Annotated in this window: 22 protein-coding genes and 1 pseudogene; 9 read left to right on the top strand and 14 right to left on the bottom strand. The window is 60.7% G+C overall.

The window, feature by feature from the left end; translation table 11 throughout:
• Both ACZBJS_RS40195 and ACZBJS_RS40190 read right to left on the bottom strand, forming a co-directional pair.
• A partial coding sequence (locus ACZBJS_RS40195) for a phage integrase N-terminal SAM-like domain-containing protein (protein ID WP_463440138.1) occupies positions 1–149 on the bottom strand: 149 nt, incomplete at its 3' end.
• Between the two features lie 224 nt (positions 150–373).
• Entirely contained in the window at positions 374–550 is a 177-nt protein-coding gene (locus ACZBJS_RS40190) for a cyclic nucleotide-binding domain-containing protein (RefSeq protein ID WP_463440136.1), read from the bottom strand.
• A 126-nt stretch (positions 551–676) separates the two neighbouring features.
• Between ACZBJS_RS40190 and ACZBJS_RS40185 the strand changes: the two genes are divergently transcribed.
• Together ACZBJS_RS40185 and ACZBJS_RS40180 are read left to right on the top strand one after the other, a co-directional pair.
• Positions 677–904: a DUF6894 family protein gene (locus tag ACZBJS_RS40185; protein WP_316399282.1), complete on the top strand. Its 228-nt coding sequence runs from the start codon at positions 677–679 to the stop codon at positions 902–904.
• 856 nt (positions 905–1,760) lie between these two features.
• Positions 1,761–1,988 (top strand): hypothetical protein, encoded by a 228-nt coding sequence (locus ACZBJS_RS40180; RefSeq protein WP_463440135.1) that lies wholly within the window; start codon positions 1,761–1,763, stop codon positions 1,986–1,988.
• Between the two features lie 291 nt (positions 1,989–2,279).
• On the opposite strand, the gene ACZBJS_RS40175 is transcribed toward ACZBJS_RS40180, so the two are convergent.
• The 4 genes from ACZBJS_RS40175 to ACZBJS_RS40160 all read right to left on the bottom strand — a co-directional run bounded on the left by ACZBJS_RS40175 (position 2,280) and on the right by ACZBJS_RS40160 (position 3,886).
• Positions 2,280–2,501: a hypothetical protein gene (locus ACZBJS_RS40175; RefSeq protein WP_316399278.1), complete on the bottom strand. Its 222-nt coding sequence runs from the start codon at positions 2,499–2,501 to the stop codon at positions 2,280–2,282.
• Positions 2,502–2,929: 428 nt separating this feature from the next.
• Complete coding sequence (locus ACZBJS_RS40170; protein WP_463440134.1) at positions 2,930–3,193, bottom strand: hypothetical protein; 264 nt, start codon at positions 3,191–3,193, stop codon at positions 2,930–2,932.
• Positions 3,177–3,611: a hypothetical protein gene (locus tag ACZBJS_RS40165; RefSeq protein WP_316399276.1), complete on the bottom strand. Its 435-nt coding sequence runs from the start codon at positions 3,609–3,611 to the stop codon at positions 3,177–3,179. Before ACZBJS_RS40165 ends, ACZBJS_RS40170 begins: the two co-directional genes overlap by 17 nt.
• A 62-nt stretch (positions 3,612–3,673) precedes the next feature.
• Positions 3,674–3,886, bottom strand: coding sequence for a hypothetical protein (locus ACZBJS_RS40160; RefSeq protein ID WP_410469841.1), 213 nt, complete (start codon positions 3,884–3,886; stop codon positions 3,674–3,676).
• A 26-nt stretch (positions 3,887–3,912) separates the two neighbouring features.
• On the opposite strand from ACZBJS_RS40160, the gene ACZBJS_RS40155 reads away from it, so the two are divergent.
• Positions 3,913–4,383, top strand: coding sequence for a S49 family peptidase (locus ACZBJS_RS40155; protein WP_410469840.1), 471 nt, complete (start codon positions 3,913–3,915; stop codon positions 4,381–4,383).
• A 415-nt stretch (positions 4,384–4,798) separates the two neighbouring features.
• Here the strand turns inward: ACZBJS_RS40155 and ACZBJS_RS40150 are convergent, their stop codons facing one another.
• Positions 4,799–4,990, bottom strand: a complete 192-nt coding sequence (locus tag ACZBJS_RS40150) for a CsbD family protein (RefSeq protein WP_316399273.1) — start codon at positions 4,988–4,990, stop codon at positions 4,799–4,801.
• A gap of 179 nt (positions 4,991–5,169) precedes the next feature.
• Between ACZBJS_RS40150 and ACZBJS_RS40145 the strand changes: the two genes are divergently transcribed.
• Positions 5,170–5,598, top strand: a complete 429-nt coding sequence (locus ACZBJS_RS40145; RefSeq protein WP_316399272.1) for a hypothetical protein — start codon at positions 5,170–5,172, stop codon at positions 5,596–5,598.
• 19 nt (positions 5,599–5,617) lie between these two features.
• On the opposite strand, the gene ACZBJS_RS40140 is transcribed toward ACZBJS_RS40145, so the two are convergent.
• Positions 5,618–6,025, bottom strand: a complete 408-nt coding sequence (locus ACZBJS_RS40140) for a hypothetical protein (protein ID WP_463440133.1) — start codon at positions 6,023–6,025, stop codon at positions 5,618–5,620.
• A gap of 93 nt (positions 6,026–6,118) precedes the next feature.
• On the opposite strand from ACZBJS_RS40140, the gene ACZBJS_RS40135 reads away from it, so the two are divergent.
• On the top strand, positions 6,119–6,406 hold the full coding sequence (locus ACZBJS_RS40135) for a hypothetical protein (protein ID WP_463440132.1): 288 nt from the start codon (positions 6,119–6,121) through the stop codon (positions 6,404–6,406).
• Positions 6,407–6,774: 368 nt separating this feature from the next.
• Here the strand turns inward: ACZBJS_RS40135 and ACZBJS_RS40130 are convergent, their stop codons facing one another.
• The 3 genes from ACZBJS_RS40130 to ACZBJS_RS40120 form a co-directional block, all read right to left on the bottom strand.
• Complete coding sequence (locus tag ACZBJS_RS40130) at positions 6,775–7,359, bottom strand: hypothetical protein (RefSeq protein ID WP_316399270.1); 585 nt, start codon at positions 7,357–7,359, stop codon at positions 6,775–6,777.
• 163 nt (positions 7,360–7,522) lie between these two features.
• The gene (locus ACZBJS_RS40125; protein WP_316399269.1) at positions 7,523–7,858 is read right to left on the bottom strand and encodes a hypothetical protein; all 336 of its coding nucleotides are present in this window, start codon (positions 7,856–7,858) and stop codon (positions 7,523–7,525) included.
• Positions 7,859–7,922: 64 nt separating this feature from the next.
• A complete protein-coding gene (locus ACZBJS_RS40120; RefSeq protein ID WP_463440131.1) occupies positions 7,923–8,156 on the bottom strand; it encodes a hypothetical protein in 234 nt (77 codons plus the stop codon).
• Between the two features lie 429 nt (positions 8,157–8,585).
• Between ACZBJS_RS40120 and ACZBJS_RS40115 the strand changes: the two genes are divergently transcribed.
• Positions 8,586–9,506 (top strand): ArdC family protein, encoded by a 921-nt coding sequence (locus ACZBJS_RS40115; protein WP_316399267.1) that lies wholly within the window; start codon positions 8,586–8,588, stop codon positions 9,504–9,506.
• 176 nt (positions 9,507–9,682) lie between these two features.
• Here the strand turns inward: ACZBJS_RS40115 and ACZBJS_RS40110 are convergent, their stop codons facing one another.
• From ACZBJS_RS40110 to ACZBJS_RS40100, 3 genes and pseudogenes are all read right to left on the bottom strand, one after another.
• Complete coding sequence (locus tag ACZBJS_RS40110; protein WP_316399266.1) at positions 9,683–10,096, bottom strand: DUF5615 family PIN-like protein; 414 nt, start codon at positions 10,094–10,096, stop codon at positions 9,683–9,685.
• Entirely contained in the window at positions 10,093–10,746 is a 654-nt protein-coding gene (locus ACZBJS_RS40105) for a DUF433 domain-containing protein (protein WP_316399264.1), read from the bottom strand. The genes ACZBJS_RS40110 and ACZBJS_RS40105 overlap by 4 nt, the downstream gene beginning before the upstream one ends.
• A 907-nt stretch (positions 10,747–11,653) precedes the next feature.
• Positions 11,654–11,869: pseudogene (locus tag ACZBJS_RS40100) on the bottom strand (hypothetical protein); the annotation flags it as partial.
• Positions 11,870–12,048: 179 nt separating this feature from the next.
• Between ACZBJS_RS40100 and ACZBJS_RS40095 the strand changes: the two are divergent.
• From ACZBJS_RS40095 to ACZBJS_RS40085, 3 genes are all read left to right on the top strand, one after another.
• A complete protein-coding gene (locus tag ACZBJS_RS40095) occupies positions 12,049–13,236 on the top strand; it encodes an MFS transporter (protein WP_463440130.1) in 1,188 nt (395 codons plus the stop codon).
• A 483-nt stretch (positions 13,237–13,719) separates the two neighbouring features.
• Positions 13,720–14,211, top strand: coding sequence for a low affinity iron permease family protein (locus tag ACZBJS_RS40090; protein WP_463440137.1), 492 nt, complete (start codon positions 13,720–13,722; stop codon positions 14,209–14,211).
• A gap of 421 nt (positions 14,212–14,632) precedes the next feature.
• Entirely contained in the window at positions 14,633–15,286 is a 654-nt protein-coding gene (locus ACZBJS_RS40085; RefSeq protein WP_316399260.1) for a phasin family protein, read from the top strand.
• Positions 15,287–15,898: the final 612 nt, after the last annotated feature.

The following is a 15,898-nucleotide window of genomic DNA, read 5'->3' as shown; positions in this document are numbered from 1 at the left end:
GAAGCCAGATGGAGCTGGTAACGGCGCACGTCCTCGAAGCTCGCCGTATCAGGCGAGCGCCCGAGAAACGCCGCGAAGTTCTTGACCCTTTGCACGTAGTCATGTTGGGTCCTCGGCGCCAACTTGCAGATCGTCATGTCTTCGATCATGCGCCGGCGCAAAGCGTCTCTCGCCAGAGAGCTCTTACCAGAGCCGGCCTGGAATCAAGGATCCGCTCGAGCGCGTCGTGATTTATAAAGCCAAGCCGTGCCTGCGAGAGCGTCGTTAGGTCGTGGTCCATCCGCTTCAAGGGCAAACCCTGAAGGTCAGGCATGTCGCCTGCAATGTGAAACGACAGGATTTGCCGCTTGCCGGTTTCCGAAACTTTGGACCGTTAGGCAAACCCGCTCATGACAACGCAGCATTGGGTGCTGAGGTCGCCCTCGCGAACGATGACGGAATCCTCCGGCAAATCCTTTACCGGCGTCACGATGGAGCGTAACGCCTCGATATTTTCATCAGGCAACTCGGAGTGGAGCCGCAACTTGCGAATCATCATCTCGATGGGCATCCGAGGCTCCTTGAAAGAGCGTTCGGGCAGAGGCCGCCCGGTTCCGCCGAGATACACATGGAACGACCTTCAATGTGGTCAATTGTTTCTGCAGCTTCAACGCAGTGAGCCGCGAAACAGTCTGGAATGCCCCGGTATTTTTTTCACATTGAGCATGGGAAACGCTGTGCGGATGAAACCGGCGTGGACCTTCCCGGCAAGGACGCAGCCTGGAAGGAGGCTACTTTCACCGCCGGACAACTCCTCCAAGATCTCGATGGCGCGCTGAAGCCCGGCCAGGAATGGCGGCTGGAAGTAACCGATGAGGCCGCAAACCCGATTTGCGTCGTCCACATATTCGCCGAACGGCACTGACTTCTTTTGTCCGATCGCAGTCAAGCGACGCAAGGAGGCACCAAGCGCTCAGCGCTTCGGGCCGGATCACCAGAAGGTAGGCTCGGGCGATTACCTGGTGAAAAACTCGGCCGCTTCGCGCTGACGAAGAGTAAGAACGACGTTATCGAAGGCCATTGCGCGCCACGGCGGCGTCAGCGATTTGCTTGGAATCCCGCGGGCCGCTCCCGCATCCTCAAGCGCCGGCCATCGCCAATCAGGTGCGTTGCCAGTCCAAAGAGTAGATTCAGTAAGCCACTCAGAAATCCCAAAGCAACGTCAGTCGAGCCTGTTTACAGCGAAAACCGAATCCCGCGACTAGCTCAAAGCGATTGCACTGCGCCAGCTCGTTCAAGGGAGTTTCCCGAAGGTAACGCACGTTGTGGTGCACGCTGCGTGAATGGCCTTCAGCGTCTCTACGTCATTCGGGAGGCTGAGATCGGGCGGCGTCATTGACCCGACCAAAGCACATTTTGCCCCGGTTCTCTTGCCCTTTCGGCTCACTGGTTCACTTCGCCGCGCGCCGGGATAACCGGCGCCTCCGGTTAGGAGGCCACGATCCTGTACTTAATGTAGATTCGGGAGGGAACGGTCAGCCTTGCTGAGGCATAATAGGGATGATTCCCTATTTGAAACCCTACGGATTAGGACCCCGTATTTCGAGGTGTGCCATGCAGCATCGTCGCCGGTACAAGCCACAAACTCATTCGCTGGAACAGCGGCTCCAAGAACGAGCGAGTCAGTTTCGCGAACGTGCCAAAGCGCTTTCCGCAGGCGCTGAGCGAGAAACCCTTCTCAAGCTAGCCCGGCAAGCCGAAGCCGGCGCGCGCATGAGCGAATGGCTCCGCTCACCGCGACTGCAACCATCCGAGCGAACAACGTGGAAGCGACCGGCCTTGACAACGAGCGCGTGACGGAGCTGGTAGCCTCCCTACGTGAACGCACGCCAGCGGAAGTGACTATTGCATCGCTCGCGCTCGGCGCCAGCTTCACCCCAGAGATGTGGCATGCGCTGGAGGTGCTTCGCAGAGAGCGCTGCAGCCATGACGAGAAGGTGGCATCATGACGCATTTCGAATTTTTCAAGTCTGGCACCGCCAATTAGGACACTCGCGCGGTGAATTAAGACACCCGTTAAGCATCCGGGCAAAAGCAGCAGCTTATTTACCTTTGATTCACCCAAGTTAATTGACTGGCTCACAGTTTGATTCGATCATCCGCCCACTGGGCATGGCGGTTTCCATTAAGGACAATTTTTAGAGCCCAGAGGGGCGCCTAGTTATTGCATCGGCGGCTCGGCAAGGCTGGAAATGAGGAACGGCCTCAGCATCACCTCCAAGGGTGCTGGGGCCGTTTCTTCAGGACAGGCGGTGGCGGCGGACCTCTCCGACCGCCATGTTGAGGATTGGGACGTGATCGGCGGCAAGCTGTCGCTGAATGAGGCTAACAGCCCATCCTTCCGGGATTTCGTCCAGCACTCGATCAACCGCTTTTTCGCGCGAGGTCGCGGCGAGCCAGATTTGGACCTCACCGTCATCGGTCGTCACGCGAACCAGATGAATTTCGGTAGCGAGCTGCATAACCGTAAAGCGATGCCTGAGCGGATTGTTTCTAGCCAGAGAACCAAGGCGGATTTTTGGAACAGGCCGGCGCTGAGGCAGTTACCGGGGTGTCCAGATGCTACCCGCCAATGGCATTGGACAACACCAACGGAAGACCAGGCCCCGGCGACGTGCCCCCCTCGCTGGGGCCGTTTCTTTGGGACAATGAGCTCCGCATGGAGCTGGCGGAAGGGATCGTTGCAATCGTCGGAGTGCTCAGTGTCGTTCCAGAGGAGAAGGCCACAAAGCTACGCCGCCCGTTTGAAAATCTTACAGGCGGCGTGGCCTTCCAGCCCGAGAGGGTACTAACAAAATCCCGGATATTGATCGGTCTTGCCGGGGCGAGAAAAGGTTCACCCAGGGCCCTGCCTTCACCCAACCGCTCGCTGGGCCGTTTCTTTAGGCCGTCACGCGACAAGGTCTTTGCCAGGCTGCAGAATCCTCACGAACGTCCCGCTCTCGTGGTACTCGAGCCAGCCCTGACCCCTGGCGTACTCCAGACCAGCCCAATACTCGGCTGGCGTCGCCTTGTCCTGGTAGAGCATCGGATAGTTGATCTTCTCGATGTAGATCCTGCCATCCTGGACTGGCTCAAAGGCGCGGGCGTGCTCCATGATCCTGCGGGCGGCTTGCTCGGGGTCGGAGTAGGGGCGGTCACCCACGTATTTCATTTCTCATCTTGGGTTGCTTGGGCAGCACGCAGGTGATTCTCCATCCGTTATAGTCGTAGATCCCGGCCCAGTGATGAACAAGCTTTCCGCACTGCCAGCAATCGAAGGTCCCGGAAGTATTGGTATCGGTTGCGCTGCGTTCCTGGCTCGCTGAATAGACGATGCCGCAGCTGATGCAGGTGAAATGAACGGTGACGGGAGGCGCCATAATGCATTCTAACAATCGAGGCCAGTCGGCGTTCCTCAGATCGGCCAAACCGCCCCTCACTCGCGTCCTGGGTATGATGCCCAGTGCTCGATGCTCTTCGGCGTAGAACCGCTCCCAGGCCTCCCGGCAGCGAGCCTTGGCACCCACCAGGTCCGACGCGCCGCCGGTCGCGTAGGGCGGCGCGGGCAGCGGCACTGCGATGCTGTCCAAAGGCGGGCTGCGCTCGGTCGCCAGCCGGATGCGCCTGACCGTCCGTCCCAGGTGGATCTGTGTCAGCTGCTTTCGCAGATCACGACGATCGACGCGCTGGTCGCGCTCGAGGTCTCGGCGCTGGCCGATCGCCTCGCGCGCGCCGAGCAGCGGCAGGCCGCAGCTGCAGCCGCCGCGGCGCAGGCCTCGAGTTCGGCGAGCAAGATCGCGCTGGTCTCGGTCGCCGGCGGCCTGACGCCGCGCGGCAGCTGGTTCGGCTCGAGCCTTACCGGCATTGCCGCGCAGGTTACGCGCGCAGCCGATGACCAGGACGTCGCCGGCATCACCCTCGACGTCGACAGTCCAGGCGGAACGGTCTCGGCAACGGTCGAGGCCGCAGCTGCGGTCGCCGCGGCGTCGGCAAAGAAACCTGTCATCGCGGTCGCGAATACGCTTGCGGCCTCGGCGGCGTATTGGATTTGCCTCGCAGGCCGGCGAGCTGGTGATTACGCCGTCCGCCGACGTCGGCTCGATTGGCGCCATCATCATGCACCAGGATATTTCCGGCTGGCTCGACCGGGTGGGGATCAAGATGACGATCGTTCGTTCCGAGAATCGCCGAATAAAAACGAGGCGCATCCGTTTGCGCTACTGTCGGACGAGGCTCGAGCCTATCCGCAAGACCGGGCAAACGAGGCTGGCGCCGATTTCGTCAAGGCGGTCGCGAGCGGCCGTCGCGTCTCAAAGACCAAGGTCCGCGAGGAGCTCGTCAGGGCCGCATGGTAGCGCGTGAGGCCGTTTCGCGCGGCATGGCGGACCCGATCGCAACGCTCGATCAGGTCATCGGAGGTATGCTGCAGCAGCGCGCGCCGCGGCCGAGTTCGCGCCGTCGATCGGCGCTGGCGTTCGATTGACCGCTTAATCCTTGAGCAATAGTTTTATTCGCCTGCGCTCTTCAGGGATTGATGGAAATCGCATCCCCAATTTCCGGGCTTGTCGATGAACAGACGCGAGTGGACGGCGTAGGGCAGCAGAGGCCCGAGCCGCGCTTGCTCCTGAAGCAATCAATGCTTTCAGCCGATTTATTTCCTCGTCATTCCAGCGAAAATTTCTCATTCCATTCGACGAACAGGGGTTGCATCAATTTCTGTCTTCCGAGCCGCTAATCCAGGTGGCAAAAAAGCCGCCCGAAGGCGGCTTGATCTTGTCTATTTTTTGAGGGCATCAGCTGCGTCGCGCGATGCATCCTTTACGTCTCCTGCGGCCTTGTGCGCGGAACCCTTGGCCTTATCAATCTTGCCTTCGGCTTTGAGGTCCTTGTCACCGCTGATCTTACCGGCACCTTCCTTGATGGCGCCTTTTGCCTTGTCGGCAACGCCCTTCACGTGTTCACGATCCATGGTCGTGTTCCTTTGCTGTCCGGGATACACGACAACGAAAGAGTCGCGCGGTGGGTTCCTAAGGGCACGCGGCGGTTTCCACGCGCCCCGGGGCGACAGCACCGTAGTCATACGGCTGCGCAAGAGCGCTCCGGGACGCTAATTAGGATCGATCCTTCGCCGAAGTAGCCGCCAAGCACATGTCCAAACGGGACGCTGAACGTTACCGACAGAAGGCCGCTGAATGCGACATCGAGGCGGCCAAGGCCACGACAGCGAGCGCGAAGGAAGCTTGGTTGCAGGCAGCAGAAGAATGGAGAAAGCTTGCGAGGCAGGCCGACGAAAATGGTCAGGACTCAAGATCTCAGCATGGAGGCGCTAACCTGAGACGGCCTTACCATGCGGATACTAAGAGGGCGACGGACGCGATCAGCGTTGCGGTGCTGAGTGTCACCACGACGAGGGCTTGTTCACTGGCCGAACTGACCCGCCGTCTTGTCGCGGCTGCCAAGGAGCAGGGTTTCTCGGCGGCCGACTTGCAAGCTGAGATCGGCGACATCTCCGACTACATCGGAGACCTGCTCAAAGCAGCGAACAGGGCTGAGCGCGAACGGCGTAAGCCTACGTAGGCATCGCAATGCAGGCGCCTTACTTTGTCAGTCTGCAAACATCGCCAGGCTTGAGGTTGAGTTCCTCGAATGTCCTTTGCTGCTGGTCCGTCAAGTTGATGTCCAAAACTTCCCCTGTCCAACCGCGGCGAGCACCAACGTCAACGCCTGATCTGGTTCGGCCAAGGCGATTCGGCTTGGCGGCGGCGACATCCCTCGTCGAGGGATTTCGCCTCTTTCCACCCGAAATGGTCAGTAGCTCAACCCAGTTCGCATCACGGATGATCACCTCACGTCCGGTAGTCTCAGCGATCCGTCGCGCGGTCTCGAAAGCTCTTTTTTCATCGGCGATTTCGAGAGCGACAAATGAGCCTATATCCGCAGATACACCAGCACCCGTGAGTATCAGGGGGGACACGATGATCTCCTTTGGTTCGGTGGTCATCATCGTCCAACTCGGATCGGTCACCGAATTTCCAATTCCCTGATCGCCTGCGCCGAAATCTCTGCCGGATCGGCAATTCGGGTCTGCGCAACCTCGATGATTGTCTTCGCGATCATTTCCGTGAGCGGGTCATCACCATCCCTGACGGAGAGCGCGCGCAGCGTTTGCTCGTATGCCTTGGCGATCGGAAAATGTGTCCGCGTACTGGCCGATGCGGTTCAAATACCGAACGAGTGCCTCATCTGGCTCAGCATTGCCATGATGGCGTCGGTGTACCTGCCATGGGTGAAGTACCGATCGACTTGCGATGCGCTGGACAGCGCTATGACTGCAATTGCGAAGCCTTTGAGCATGACCTTCGCCTTCGGAAAAAGAAGGGTTTAAAAGAAATTTCGGAATGCTGCCGCTGACCGCGACCTGCCTGTAATGGCGGGATATTGGCAGGAATTGGTAGCCGATCGATGAACGAGGTCCCATTGATGGGACCATGAATTCGAGGCAATTGCGATCAATCGGGCTCGATAGGGTAGGCCGCCACTCAAAGGCGTAGAACGCATTGCGTCCCATAGAAATCTATATGCCCATAACAGTGCATAAGAGACCCTGGTAAGGATTGCTGAGAAAATCGGCTAGACCCCTGGCAAAAAGCGACTTTGAGAGGGTCCGAACGCCGGGGGCCGGGGTCCGGTTCGCGCGTATTTGACCGGGTGTTTTTGTTCCTTGGCCCGTAAACGGTCCCTGACTGGGGTAAATCACCGCGCCCGGCCATCCCGATCCCAGATAAGCGCCTGTGGTGCTCCCGGCGGATGGGTGCATAGGAAGCCGACCCCGCCGGGCGCCGCGCCACCGTGCCGATGCGAGCCGGCAGCGCATCCGGATGTGTCAGGGGCCAATTCGGCGCACGAGACCGGCTTCACCGGCGCCGCCCGCGGTGCAGGCAACGGCGCCGCGACCCACTTGATCGAAAGCATCGCAAGTGGATCGGTGGTGTCCCGATACTCGGCCGGCAACCCTTGCGACTTTGCCAATTCGATCAGAGTGTCGGGCATCTGCACGAAGCCCACCGCACCGGGAGCGCTGTTGTGAACATCGACACGGTGCGTTGCGAGCGGCCAACGGACATCCTCGGCGTACGCGACGCTGCCGTTCACGTCCGGCCGGCCCGCCTCGGCCAGCGCCTCGACTTGAGCGATCATCGCCTGCTTCCGATCCGGCGACGGCCACGGCGCGCATCGTGTCCGCTGCAAATCAGATTGCAACTCGCGCAGCCGGCGGCGGCGCGCTTCGATCGCCGTCGTCAGGTCGCCTTTGAAACTCGGCACCTCGGTCTCAACCATCCGGGCGACCGTCCCGGCAGGGCGCGAGCGGATCGCCACCTCGCTATTTTGAAGCAATCGGCCGAGGTGCGTGCTCTCAGAATCTCGTGGCTCTAGCGCGGCAAGCAGTCGGTTCACGCGCGCGCGGTCCAGCTTCCTTCGCTCCGCGACAACCTGCGGCGCGTCATCGTCGAGTTCGTAGCCACCATACCGCGCGGCTTTTGCAGTTCGGCAATGCGCTGCTCATTTTTGACGATCGAAATGCGCACCGCTTGCTCGCTCTCGAAGCCGCTGAGGTATAGCGTTGAGGTTCTTCGCGCCGCAGCCGCATTTGCTCGACCTTCCCGCGCGCCTCGTTCGGTAGAATATCCATCGGATCGCCGATGTTCATCGCCATTATGCCGGGCAACAATGGGCCGGCGACAACGTCGCTGGCATCGCCTGTCGGAAAGCCGGCCCCGTTCCCGACGTGCGGCCGTGCGCCGAAACCAAGGGCCTGATGCTGATTGCTGTTCGCCATGACGTGCCCTCGCTCGAATGATCGACGACGATAATCGCGGTGGTTTGCAACGAATAGGCCGAGCTTATTGCAAAAGATCGAGCACCATTCCTGAGGCCAAGGCGCGCGGTACGCCGATCCGCGTGCCGCTTCGCCGCGAGATCGATCGTCCCGGGAAGGGGTCACCGCCGGGCGGCGGCGGGATCAGCTTCGCGCCCGCTTTGCGGGGGTGATCGAGGCCACCCCCCATCGCCTTGTCCTTGATCGTGTGCTGATCCTGCGCCCAATCGGGGATCGTCGGCGTGAAATCTTCGAGCATGGACCGGAGCCCGATGGCGGCGGCGAAGTGGCAGCCCGCGCGGGACTTCGGCGACCGGCACATGATGCGGGACGGCGTGGGAGCCGCCTGCGCCGTCGCCGCCCTGGGTCACGATCGTTGTCGCGAAGCCGCCGCTGTGTGGCTAATGCCGCGCTTCGCGGGCAGCCCGTCCGCTGCGCTCAATAGAGCGGGGGACATGAGGGGCACTGCCCCTCACCCCCAGCAAGATCTTCTTTCGCCCTCCGAGGCAGCAAGTCGGTCGCACGTCGCGCTGCGCGGCTCGGTGCAACCGCGTTGCGCACCATCGGATGCGCGCCGGCATCGCCGGCGCCGAAACAAGCTCTTGCCCCCCCGAAACCCCGGTCTCGCCGACGGGCAGGCGGCATGGCAAGCGCCATGCACGCGCTGCGTCAATTTCAAGAGGGAGCAATGACCAAACCTGCAAGAGATCGCTTCGACGTTCATCAGAACATCACGAGCCGCATTGTTCAGGCCATTGAGGCCGGCGCCGGGAATTTCGTTCTGCCATGGCATCAGGGTGCCAGCACGAGGACGCCAGTCAACGCCTCGACGAAACGAGCCTATCGCGGCGTCAATGTGCTGTCGCTGTGGATCACCGCCCAAGCCCTCGGCTATCGCTCGCATCAATGGGCAACCTTCAAACAGTGGCAGAGCAGTGGCGCGCAAGTCCGCAAGGGCGAGAAGGGGACGCCGATCGTATTCTACAAGACTCTGGAGATCCAGAACCCCGACCCCGAGCAAGGGCAGGGTGAAGACGCCCACTCCATCCCGTTCGCTCGCGCCTCGTGGGTTTTCAACGCCGAACAGGTCGACGGCGTCACGGCCGCGACGCCCGAGCTTCCCACAGCGCCCTTGTTCGAACGCCTGGGCCAGGCGGACAAGGCGATTGCTGCCACGGGCGCGGTGATCGAATACGGCGGGACGCAGGCTTTCTATGATCGCAGGACCGATCGCATCCGTGTTCCCGATCCGAGCGCATTCCTCGGCTCGCCCACGAGCTCACCGCAAGAGAGTTTCTATTCCACAGTGCTGCATGAACTGACGCATTTCAGCGGCGCCCTCCATCGCCTGAACCGCGAGAAAGGCAAGCGCTTTGCCGACAAACCCTATTGCTTCGAGGAGCTGATTGCGGAACTCGGTGCTACGTTCCTGTGCGCCGAACTCGAAATCACCAACGAACCGCGTCCGGATCACGCTCAGTATATCGCTCAGTACCTCGCAATTCTCAAAGAGGACAAGCGAGCGATCTTTCAAGCAGCAACCGCCGCGACCGCTGCGACAGCCTATTTGCTGGCGTTCAGCAGCCAGTCGCAAGAGTCTGCAGCATAGCGTGCTTTTCATCGAGGAAGGAAGTCGCGCATCGCCGCAACGCGGCTTCCGCTCCTCGTTCTCACTTCGCGGCTTACGTCGCTGCGAGCCGGATCTCGCGCCTCGCTTCGCTCGGCCCAAGACAACCAGGCGCATTGCCTCACACGGCCGCGTCCAAAGGCGGCGCCGCATCGTGTTCAATCGCGTGGCAAGGCGTAACGCAGGACCCGCAGGTCTTCCTCCTCGGCGGTGACTTCGAGAACCTGGTTGACGAGATCGGCGTCCGCCTCGAGGTCGGCGAGGGCTTGCTCGAACAGCTCGACTTGCATGTCGAGGTCCATGCCAGTCGATCCGTTCAGGCAGACCAGACCGGCATGGATGGCGACGTCAGCGTATTGCCCTTTTGTCCCCGGTTCGTCTTTCGGACCGCGAAAGTCGACCGAGTTTTTGGTTACGAACGTCCAATCACCATCGACGATGATGGTCTTGAGCTCCCAATCCTTGCGGCCGCTGAGCTTCATCCAGACGATGTGGCTACTTTCACCGTATCCGCGCTCAATGGCCAATTTGGCAAGCTCCGGACTCAGACACTCATCGATCAGAAACTTCATCCCGACTTCTTGCTCCGTGGGACACGGCGGTCGCTGACGATGACAGCCCCCTCAGGCAGCTGGGCTGTCGCGCGCGGGCGCCCGCGCGGCGGCGTCGCCTCGGCGTAGACAGCGGCCAGCTCGACCTGCTCCTCGGTGAGGCCAGGATAGGCCTCAAGGAGGCGCGTCGGCGTGGCGCCGGCGGCAAGCGCCGCAGCGACGTCGTAGACAGGAATGCGGGTCCCCCTGATGACGGGCGCGCCACCGAGGACATCGGGCGAGGACGTCACCATATCACGCGCGGCAGTCAGCACGTCCAAGCGCTCCAGCGTCCTGCGCAGGAAGGGTGCAAGGTCGATTGTCAGGAAGTCGTTGCGCACGGTCCAATCTTTGCGCAGCAATGTCACCCAAGCCTCGGCACGAGCGGCCAGCAGCTTTGGCTCGGCCTGCCGGATCGCATGCAGCCGCTCTTCCGATGTCAGCTGTCTGGCGCTGTCGAAGTAGAACGAGATCAGCGAGCAGGCGCTGGCGAGGACCTGGCGGCCATTGTCGAGCGAGATGAAGGCGTCCGAGAGGATATGTTCATCGATCGCGCGGTTGACGTCGCGCAGGTTGACCCGCGCGACAACCGCGGCCTCGGTCGGCTTGAGCAATTCCGCTGCTGCGGCCATGATCGCACCTCTGAAAAAGTTTCCGATCGATCGGAATATATAGTTTCAGGAGGCGAATTTCAAGGCTCGACCCGCTGGACGCCAGGCCCGCCTGTTGATGCCGATCGTCGAGCCAAGGCCCGTCCGCGCATCGAGATCATCGATCGCACCCGCCGCCAACCCGATCGCGACTGGAACGACCTGGCTCGCAGGCCGGCGACATCCTCGATCCCGCCCTCGCCATCACGCCGCGGCGACGAGCGGAGCGCTCCAGTTGAACGCGCGGTGCATCGGCCGACGCTTTTGGCCATCCCCCACCCGCGTGACGAGGGCAGCGGACAAATCCTGTCGAGGTCCCGGGCCTCAGATCGTGCATCCCGCTCTGCATCGCCGCGCCGCAACCTTGCGATGATGTGCTTGACCCAGTTGGCCCAGTCCCGCTTTTCCCGTTTCCTCGTTGAACCGCCGTTTCGGCGCCGAGAGCCGGAGTTCAAGCCCGCCTCGACCAAGCCGACGACCATCGGTTCTTCTCAGAAAATGCCGGGCCTTTTCTCTGCATCGCCTGGAGTGCCATGCACCGTTGCAACGATGGCCTGGTCTAGCGCCGTCGAAGCGGCTTCGGCCCCTGCGACGGAGAATTGTCCCCTTCCGCCTGCGGCGGCAATTCCCCGCGGCCGTTCGCTACGCTCACTCCAAAATTCCCCGTCGCGGGCGGGGCGCAGCGCTGCGCTCGCCCGCGGCGGCCTAACGGCCTTTGCGGCTTCCGTCGCTTCTTCCCGGCGCTTTGAGACCGCTATCGCAACAGTGCGATGTCCCAAACGATGGAGAGAACGATGACCCAGCTTTGTGAAGTGAACCAGATCGGCCGCGTCGGCAAAATCAAGGAAGTCGGCCAGAACCTCATGATCTCAATCGCCTCGAACGCCTGCTACAAGAAGGACGGCGAATGGGTGGACCGGGTCAACTGGGTCGAGCACACGATCTTCGCCCGGCAGGACGGCATGCTGAAGTGGGCGAAACTATGCCGTTGCTCTCGCGCGATCGCGGCAACCACGACAGTTGGCTTCTTCCTTGCAGCGCTTAAAATGCGATATCGCTTGCAGATTCGAAGCTGCGCCTTCCAGGCAATATCCCGAATTGCCTTAGCGGCAAACAAGGACGATGTGGCTTGGTTCCACGTTGCGCAGCGCCAAGTCAGTGAATTCGGATAGAAACTGGATATCCGTCGATCGGTTGGGTTTGCTGCCTCCTGCGGAATATCTTCAGTCTTTGGCCGGAAGTTGCAGAAAGGGGCCGTCGGCGCGATTTCAGGGCCTTTAGGCTATGCGCATTACTGGACCAATCGCCTATATTGCTCTTTACGTTGCGCTGTACGCTGCGTTCGGCGCGGCTTCACCATACTGGCCAAAATTTTTCGAGACGAGAGCTCTAACGCCTCAGCAGATCGGTTCAATTCTGGCTGCTGCAATCTTAGTGCGCCTTGTCTCTGGCCCCTGTGTTGGAAGGCTCGCTGATGTCTTCGGCTCATTGCGCCTTGTATTCGCGAGCTGTGCTGCGTTGGCAGCGGGAATGGCACTTGCTTTGATCTGGGCAGATAGATTCTGGCTATTGCTTCTTCTAACGCTGGCCCAGGCTGCGGCACTTGCTCCCACCACCTCGATTGCTGACGCTTTGTCGGTGAATGCAGCGAAGCCTCAGATAGCTGGAAAGCCCTTTGAGTATGGTTGGATACGGGGCTCTGCGTCGGCGGCCTTCGTTTTGGGTACGCTGCTCGTTGGACAACTCATAGGTCCTGGTGACCTTACGCCAATCATCTGGATCAATGCCACGCTGCTGATCGCGGCGGCTTGCGCCACAGCGTTGGTGCCCGCTGTGACTACCCAAGCCACTCCAAACACGGAGCAGTCGCTTGCCGCGGGTAAGGTGCACGGACTTTTCTCGATCCGGCGGTTTCGGATCCTTATTTTTGTTTCGGCTCTGGTCTATGGGAGCCACGCAATACACGATGCGTTTGCTGTGATCCGGTGGAGCAATGCTGGAATAGGCACTTCCGTCATCAGCATCCTGTGGTCGGAAGCGGTGGCTGCAGAAGTGTTCGTATTCTTTCTCGTTGGTCCAGCATTGATCGACCGGTTTGGCGTGCATGGGGCGGCGACCCTGGCTGCCGCGGCCGGAATCATACGCTGGTTGATTGCTGGCGTGACGACCTCTGTCGTGCTTCTCTCAATAATTCAGCCCTTACACGGATTGACCTTCGCGTTGCTTCATCTCGCTTGCATGCGCATGATGGGAAAGCTTGTCCCAATAAGGCTGGCCGCAACGGCCCAGGCCCTCTATGCGTTTAGTTCAGGCGTCGTTACTGCCGCACTGACTTCGTTGTCTGGTATCCTCTACGCTCAATATGCAGGAGCCGCATTCTTCCCGATGGCGGCTCTCTGTGTCGTAGCGCTCCCATTTGCGTGGTTCGGCTTCGTCGGTGAGGGGAGGGACCGATGCGTCAGCTTTCTTTGATGCTGAACCAACGAGCGGGTTGCTGCGATCGAGGACGGTATCGGTGGGCCGGTCTTCGAGTTTTGTTCCTGACGACAGGCCGACGCACTGGGTCTCCGGCTTTAGATCTTGACAGAACGACGCTCGGCTGCGGACCCGAGAGTCCACTTCCAGTGTCAAGCCTCGCCTCGAGGCGGCGCCAGCGGCCTCGGCGCGTCGCGCACTGGGGGCGGGCGACCGGTGGTGAAGCAGATCCGGATGGATCCGGAACGACGATGTACGTTGGCGGATATCCATCGCTCGCCACCAACAGGCGCTGCGGGCGATCGCCGGGGTGGCGCCCGAACGCACGCCGATCTTCCATTGGTCGGACATCGAGCGTGACGGCACGCGGATCTTCCGTGTCATCGAGCGGGCCACTGGAGGAACTCGCGCCTGTCCTCCGTACTTGGACCCATGGTGCCTTCGACGCTCCGGGTCGAGGATTACCTGCTTGAGGAGTACATGCGTCACAGCCATCACGATCGGCACCCGCGCCACCTGTTCGCGTCCGTTGCAAACAAGGCCTCGCAGGCCGCAGGACGCGCCTCCACCTTCGTTTTGGCTTGCGCGGTGGTCCTCGTCTGGGCCGTCACCGGACCTCTCTTCCACTTCTCCGACAAGTGGCAGCTCGTCATCAATACCGGCACGACTATCGTGACCTTTCTGATGGTCTTCCTGATACAGAACTCACAGAACCGGGATAGCGCCGCCATACAGGTAAAGCTGGACGAACTGATTCGAACCGGCACCGTCCAGAATTCGTTCGTCGGCATCGAGCATCTCTCAGCGGACGAGCTGGAGGAGCTGCGGGCCCGCAGCGAGGAACGGGCGAAGGCGGTCGCGGCCGAAATAGAAGCGAACGCAGAGGCGGCGCGCGCGAGTCCCACAACGAAGCCGCCGGCTAGGGCACGCTGTGCTCCTGAGCCGATCGGGTCGGGCCGCTCCGGAACGTGAGACACTCACGTGCGCGTGCGGACGATGAGGCGCAGCCACGAAGCTGGTACGATGATCGAATCGAAAACCTCGCTAGTGAATACCCCACGTGCGGCGCATGGCCGATGGCCCGCCGAAAGCGGCCTATCTCCCCAACATGCGCCAAGTGTGGCTCGTATGTTTGCTTCTGGCCCGTCGTCCGAAGGCTGCAATTTCCGCTTTTGGGAGGGAAGTCGACCAAGATCAAGCGGGCCGCCGGGTTCGGTTTGTGAGACCCGAAGCGGCTATATTGGGACAGGTCCACTGTCTCGTACCTCAACGGGGCGTTCGCACCCACCGCGACCGCTAAACGGTGTGGCTTCGGGCACTCGTTCCTGCCCCGAGAAAATCCGAAACATTCATTAAATTCGAATTGTTAAGGAACGGGCCTCAAGGGACCACGTTGCTGCCAAAAAATCGCATCGATCACCCAACAACCAACATCGATGGAGCAACAAAAATGGCCAATCCGCGTCCAGAGCAGAAGTCTATCCCAAACGTTGAGCAAACGATCCAGGGCACAGGAGAGAGAACCACTGAGCAAACGAGGCGTATCGGATTAGCTGCGGCCCAGGCCACCGAGGAAGTCGCCAAAGCCAGCGCCGGTCTGCTACAACAGAACGCCGAGATGCTGCAGAATAGCTGGCGCTTCGGAATGGAGATGACGACGGCGATATTGGGGCGCTCCACTGACCAAATTGGTCGGGCTTTCGGTCTGTCGGGAGACGAGGCGCAGCAAGCAACCGAACGGTCGGCGCGCAACGCTGAGACCATCCTGTACTCTGCGACGGCTGTCGTTAAAGGGATGGATGGAGTCGCTCGAGAGTATCGTGACTTTCTTCGCCAGCAGATTAACAGGAACATGGATCGCATGACCGAACTCATGCGTTGCCGCACGCCGCATGACGTCGCAGCCGTGCACAGCGATCTGGTGCGCGATACGATCGACAGTGCACTTCAGAGCAGTCGTCGGATGGCGGACGTATCGCTCAAGGTCGCTGACGATGCTGGCAAACATATAAGCCAGACTATCGAACGCATGGAGCGTGCAGCCTAAGCTATACAATCTACGAAGCTGACACATGAGCGGTTGAGAATGCCGCTCATGTGTCATTCATTTTTGCCGAGAGGGCTCCCGCAATGCGCGCACTTCGATTTCACTGTCCGTTCACTCGAAAAGAAATCCGGTGCATTGACTGCGAAGGTCAAGGGGAAGAGGGCGAAGCCGCGCTGTCTGTCCTTCGTGTTTGCGGCTGCACTTCGTCAGTTCGTCGACGGGCGAACTGTTGAGCGACGATTAGAGCCTTGGCAAATGCCAGCTACTTGCCGCCCGAGGTCGCCAAAATAGGATGGCGCCTATTGTGAAGGGTTTCGGATGCCGGCCGCTTGAGGGACGTCACCGCGTGCTCGGCGGCCGGCGTCCGAAAGCCTCCAAGGGAGATGCTATGGTGCGGGCGGCGGCGGTGAGGACGGTGAGGATATGGCATTCATTGGCGCTGATGTGAACCGATGGAGCACCCCATGCAGAAGTTGAACGACCTGAGCCGATCCCTCACAGCCCCTCAAACCGGACGGTACGCTGATCGCTGTGATCGAGATGAGCCTGTCGAGCTGGCTCGTTGCGGGGATTGTGCCTGGTGTCGAGCGCCAGCCGTCGAAGAAGCTTGAG

Source organism: Bradyrhizobium sp. KZN70725 (assembly GCF_055264925.1).
This window is presented reverse-complemented; position numbering and strand designations above follow the sequence as displayed.

Excerpts from the sequence above, each read along its gene's own strand:
- ACZBJS_RS40160 (WP_410469841.1), bottom strand. The coding sequence starts at position 3,886 with ATGCCGGTAAGGCTCGAGCCGAACCAGCTGCCGCGCGGCGTCAGGCCG.
- ACZBJS_RS40115 (WP_316399267.1), top strand. The coding sequence starts at position 8,586 with ATGACCAAACCTGCAAGAGATCGCTTCGACGTTCATCAGAACATCACG.
- ACZBJS_RS40185 (WP_316399282.1), top strand. The coding sequence starts at position 677 with ATGCCCCGGTATTTTTTTCACATTGAGCATGGGAAACGCTGTGCGGAT.
- ACZBJS_RS40120 (WP_463440131.1), bottom strand. The coding sequence starts at position 8,156 with ATGCTCGAAGATTTCACGCCGACGATCCCCGATTGGGCGCAGGATCAG.
- ACZBJS_RS40130 (WP_316399270.1), bottom strand. The coding sequence starts at position 7,359 with ATGGTTGAGACCGAGGTGCCGAGTTTCAAAGGCGACCTGACGACGGCG.
- ACZBJS_RS40190 (WP_463440136.1), bottom strand. The coding sequence starts at position 550 with ATGCCCATCGAGATGATGATTCGCAAGTTGCGGCTCCACTCCGAGTTG.
- ACZBJS_RS40135 (WP_463440132.1), top strand. The coding sequence starts at position 6,119 with ATGATTGTCTTCGCGATCATTTCCGTGAGCGGGTCATCACCATCCCTG.
- ACZBJS_RS40090 (WP_463440137.1), top strand. The coding sequence starts at position 13,720 with ATGCGTCACAGCCATCACGATCGGCACCCGCGCCACCTGTTCGCGTCC.
- ACZBJS_RS40125 (WP_316399269.1), bottom strand. The coding sequence starts at position 7,858 with ATGGCGAACAGCAATCAGCATCAGGCCCTTGGTTTCGGCGCACGGCCG.
- ACZBJS_RS40170 (WP_463440134.1), bottom strand. The coding sequence starts at position 3,193 with ATGAAATACGTGGGTGACCGCCCCTACTCCGACCCCGAGCAAGCCGCC.
- ACZBJS_RS40180 (WP_463440135.1), top strand. The coding sequence starts at position 1,761 with ATGGCTCCGCTCACCGCGACTGCAACCATCCGAGCGAACAACGTGGAA.
- ACZBJS_RS40140 (WP_463440133.1), bottom strand. The coding sequence starts at position 6,025 with ATGATGACCACCGAACCAAAGGAGATCATCGTGTCCCCCCTGATACTC.
- ACZBJS_RS40110 (WP_316399266.1), bottom strand. The coding sequence starts at position 10,096 with ATGAAGTTTCTGATCGATGAGTGTCTGAGTCCGGAGCTTGCCAAATTG.
- ACZBJS_RS40175 (WP_316399278.1), bottom strand. The coding sequence starts at position 2,501 with ATGCAGCTCGCTACCGAAATTCATCTGGTTCGCGTGACGACCGATGAC.
- ACZBJS_RS40105 (WP_316399264.1), bottom strand. The coding sequence starts at position 10,746 with ATGGCCGCAGCAGCGGAATTGCTCAAGCCGACCGAGGCCGCGGTTGTC.
- ACZBJS_RS40150 (WP_316399273.1), bottom strand. The coding sequence starts at position 4,990 with ATGGATCGTGAACACGTGAAGGGCGTTGCCGACAAGGCAAAAGGCGCC.
- ACZBJS_RS40145 (WP_316399272.1), top strand. The coding sequence starts at position 5,170 with ATGTCCAAACGGGACGCTGAACGTTACCGACAGAAGGCCGCTGAATGC.
- ACZBJS_RS40155 (WP_410469840.1), top strand. The coding sequence starts at position 3,913 with ATGACCAGGACGTCGCCGGCATCACCCTCGACGTCGACAGTCCAGGCG.
- ACZBJS_RS40095 (WP_463440130.1), top strand. The coding sequence starts at position 12,049 with ATGCGCATTACTGGACCAATCGCCTATATTGCTCTTTACGTTGCGCTG.